This window comes from Nitratidesulfovibrio oxamicus (assembly GCF_015731765.1).
Taxonomy (GTDB): domain Bacteria; phylum Desulfobacterota; class Desulfovibrionia; order Desulfovibrionales; family Desulfovibrionaceae; genus Cupidesulfovibrio; species Cupidesulfovibrio oxamicus.
Genome location: NZ_VRYY01000234.1, coordinates 1 through 3,912, shown reverse-complemented (window position 1 = coordinate 3,912; position 3,912 = coordinate 1). Strand labels below are relative to the sequence as shown.

Below are 3,912 nucleotides of genomic sequence, written 5' to 3'. Positions count from 1 at the left end.
CGGACGGATGGCCCTCCGGACATGGGCAGGCACCCGCCGGGCGCTGCGGCAGCGCCTCACCCGCGTGCGGCAGCGGGCACGCACATCCGCGAAGTGCGGATCGCCCGTGCGGCACCGAGCGGGAACGCCGGTTCCCCGGTATTGCGTCGATACCGGAAGGAACCGGGACAGCGTTCCCCCTGCCGCACCGCCCTGGCCCCGTACCCGGATTGCACCGGGACAGGCTGCGGCGGCGCGGAAACCTTTTTGCGGAAAGGCAGGATCAGACCATGCAGTACAGCCTCACATGGCACGGCCACGCCAATTTCCAGATTGCCTGCAACGGGGCCAACGTGCTCGTGGACCCGTTCTTCGAGGGCAACCCCTCGGCGTCCACCCCGTGGAGCGACATCGCCCCGCCGGACCTCGTGCTGGTCACCCACGACCACGGCGACCACGTGGGCCAGGCGGTGCAGATCTGCAACACCACCGGCGCCCTGCTGGGGTGCATCGTGGGCACGGCCCAGCGCCTGCTGGAAGAGGGGTTGCGTCCCGGCCTGCTGCTGAATTCCATAGGTTTCAACATCGGCGGCACGGTGACCCACAAGGGCGTCAGCGTCACCATGACCCAGGCCTTTCACTCGTCCGAATCGGGCGCGCCCGTGGGGTACATCGTGACCATGCCGGGCGGATTCACCTTCTACCATGCCGGGGACACGGGCATCTTCTCGTCGATGGAACTGTGGGGACGGCTGCACTCCATCGACCTTGCCATGCTGCCCATCGGCGGTACCTTCACCATGGACGCGCGGCAGGCGGCCATGGCCAGCGCCATGCTGCGCACCCGCTCGGTGGTGCCCATGCACTGGGGCACCTTTCCGGTGCTGGAACAGAACACCGAGCGCTTCCGCGAGCAGTTGCGCAACCACGCCCCGGACTGTCGGCTGTTCGACATGAAGCCCGGCGACACCATCATGCTCGACATGGGCAAAGATGGCCGGGGCTGTGCGTACTGCTAGGCACGCGGTCTTTTTGTCGCTGGCGAAAACCCCGACGGCGCGTAAAAAATCCTCGCGCGCCAACGCGCGCGGCGAGTAATCTGGAAAGGACCGGACACCAGCCGCGCGCTCGCGGCCCCGGGTCCGCATCATCAACACTGCAACACGCCTTGCGCGCACGCGCCGGAATGCGGATTCCGGCCTACGGGCACAGGGCATCGCCTCCGGTTTCGCGTGCGGCTGGCATCGTGCGCGGGAGGTCCGGAGCGAACGGGGCGTGCGCCCCGATTCGGCACCTCCATGGAACACGCGGCGGTAACATACAAATGGGTTGTCTATCTTGTGCGCTGTGCCGACGGGACGCTGTACTGCGGCGTCACCACGGACATGGAACGGCGCCTTGGCGAGCACAACCGGGGCAGGGGCGCGCGCTACACGCGCTCGCGCCGCCCGGTCACGCTGGTCGCCACCGCCCCGTTCCCTGACCGCAGCACCGCACAGAAGGCCGAGCATCACGTCAAACGGCTGCCCCCCGACAGGAAGCAGGAAGCACTGGCACGATACGCCAACGCACTTCCCGTCGCGGCGCCGCCGAGCGCCCCGCGCACGAAGGAATGAGAATGGAAACCTTACGCTTTGAAGAATTGTCCCTTTCCAAGGAAATCCTGAAGGCCATCGAAGAGATGGGCTTCGAAGAAGCCTCGCCCATCCAGGCGCTGGCCATCCCCCACATCCTCGAAGGCCGCGACGTCATCGGCCAGGCCCAGACCGGCACCGGCAAGACCGCCGCCTTCGGCATTCCCCTGCTGGAACGCATCGACCCGCGCGAAAAGGACATCCAGGGCATCATCCTGTGCCCCACGCGCGAACTGGCCATCCAGGTGGCGGAAGAACTTACCCAGCTGGCCTCGCGCAAGCGCGGGCTGTACGTGCTGCCCGTGTACGGCGGGCAGCCCATCGACCGCCAGTTCAAGGCCCTGCGCCGCGGCGCGCAGGTGGTGGTGGGCACCCCCGGTCGCGTCATGGACCACATGGAGCGCGGCACCATCAACCTTTCCACGGTGCGCATGGCCGTGCTGGATGAAGCCGACGAAATGCTCGACATGGGCTTTCGCGACGACATCGAGCACATCCTGGGCCAGGTGCCCAAGGAAGCGCAGACGGTGTTCTTCTCGGCCACCATGCCCCCGGCCATCCTGGACATGGCCCAGCGCTTCCTGAAGACGCCCGAATTCCTCAAGGTGACCCAGAAGCAGGTCACCGTGCCCAGCATCGAACAGATCTACTACGAAGTTCGCCCCTTCCAGAAGCTGGAAGCCCTGTGCCGGGTGCTGGACCTGTACAACCCCAAGCGCGCCATCGTGTTCTGCTCTACCAAGCGCGGCGTGGACGAACTGACCCAGCACCTGCAGGGGCGCGGCTACCAGGCCGACGGCCTGCACGGCAACCTCAACCAGTCGCAGCGCGACCGGGTGATGGCGCGCTTCCGCAGCAACGGCATCGAAATCCTGGTGGCCACCGACGTGGCCGCGCGCGGCATCGACGTGGACGACGTGGAAGCCGTGGTCAACTACGACATCCCCAACGCCGTCGAACACTACGTGCACCGCATCGGTCGCACGGGCCGCGCCGGGCGTTCGGGCCGGGCGTTCACCTTTGTCTCCGGGCGCGACTTCTACAAGCTGCGCGACATCAAGAAGTTCACCAAGGCGCACATCGTGCAGCACCAGGTGCCCACGTCCAGCGACGTGGCCACGGTGAAGACCAACCAGCTGCTGGCCGAAGTGCGCCGCCACATCGAGGCGGGCGAACTGGAAAAGTACACCGACATCGTGGAATCGTTCCTGGACGAGGACGTGACCACCGTGGACATGGCCGCCGCGCTGCTGAAGCTGCTGATGCGCCGCGAACTGGGCGACGCCGTGCCCGGTGGCGAAAAGACCCCGGCGGGCACCGGCGCAGAGCCCGGCATGGTGCGCCTGTTCCTGAACGTGGGCCGCAAGATGCGCGTCACCGCGCGCGACATCGTGGGCGCCATCGCGGGCGAAACCGGCATCCCCGGCCGCATGATCGGGGCCATCGACATCCGCGACCGCGTGTCGTTCGTGGAAGTGCCCGCCGACTACGCGCAGGAAGTCATCTCGGTGATGAACGGCAACCAGATCCGGGGCTTCCGCCTCGGGGTGGAGCCGGCGACCCCGCGCGACCGGGAATAGGCGGCATAGCCGCAAGGTGCCTTTTGTCCTCTGCCTGCGTCAGTCCGCCGTTCCATTCCGGTCGAGTACGGAAAGAGTACGCTCCCTCCATGGAACGACGGCCTTCCTTGGCAGAGAACAAAATTCCCTCTTGCGGCAACGCCACCTGTGGCTGCGCGTAACGAAACAAAGACCGTAGAAAAAGAAAGTGAGGTCCCGGCATCGGGGCCTCACTTTCTTTGTTGAAAAACAGCGCCGCAGACTAATGCACAGTGTCGAGGGAGGCGCGCCCGTTATGCGGTCCTTCCCGCCTAAAGGATTGCTACCCCGCCCAGGCCTGCCGGGCCAGGGACAGGGCCACGCCCCACACCACCAGGCACACGCTGCCGTCCAGCACGCGCCAGGCCACTGGCTTGCGAAACAGCGGGGCCAGCACCCTGCCGCAGCCGCCAAGGGCAAGAAACCACAGGCACGAGGCCGTGGCCGCGCCCGCGCCGAAGGAAAGCCGTTCGGCTGCCGGGTAGTGCCCGCTGATGCCGCCCAGCATGACCACGGTATCAAGATATACGTGCGGGTTCAGCAGGGACACGGCCAGCGTGGCCATCAGCACCCGGCGCAGGCTGGTACGCCCGCCGTCGCCCACGGCCCTGTCGGCCTCAAGTATGCCGGGCCGCAGGGCCGAGCGCAGCGCGCCGAACCCGAACCACGCCAGAAACACCGCCCCGCCCACGGCGGCGCCC

At 66.9% G+C, this 3,912-nt stretch carries 4 protein-coding genes; 3 read left to right on the top strand and 1 reads right to left on the bottom strand.

All coding sequences use genetic code 11. From position 1 onward, the window contains the following. Positions 1 to 269: 269 nt before the first annotated feature. The 3 genes from FVW20_RS09230 (at position 270) to FVW20_RS09220 (ending at position 3,193) form a co-directional block, all read left to right on the top strand. Entirely contained in the window at positions 270 to 998 is a 729-nt protein-coding gene (locus FVW20_RS09230; RefSeq protein ID WP_196609186.1) for a metal-dependent hydrolase, read from the top strand. 279 nt (positions 999 to 1,277) lie between these two features. Next, positions 1,278 to 1,595 carry a GIY-YIG nuclease family protein gene (locus FVW20_RS09225; protein ID WP_035067676.1) on the top strand — a complete coding sequence of 106 codons (318 nt, stop codon included), beginning with the start codon at positions 1,278 to 1,280 and terminating at the stop codon, positions 1,593 to 1,595. Positions 1,596 to 1,597: 2 nt separating this feature from the next. Further along, a complete protein-coding gene (locus FVW20_RS09220; RefSeq protein WP_196609185.1) occupies positions 1,598 to 3,193 on the top strand; it encodes a DEAD/DEAH box helicase in 1,596 nt (531 codons plus the stop codon). 301 nt (positions 3,194 to 3,494) lie between these two features. On the opposite strand, the gene FVW20_RS09215 is transcribed toward FVW20_RS09220, so the two are convergent. Next, positions 3,495 to 3,912, bottom strand: a 418-nt coding sequence (locus tag FVW20_RS09215) for a LysE/ArgO family amino acid transporter (protein WP_196609184.1), incomplete at its 5' end; no start/stop codon positions are given.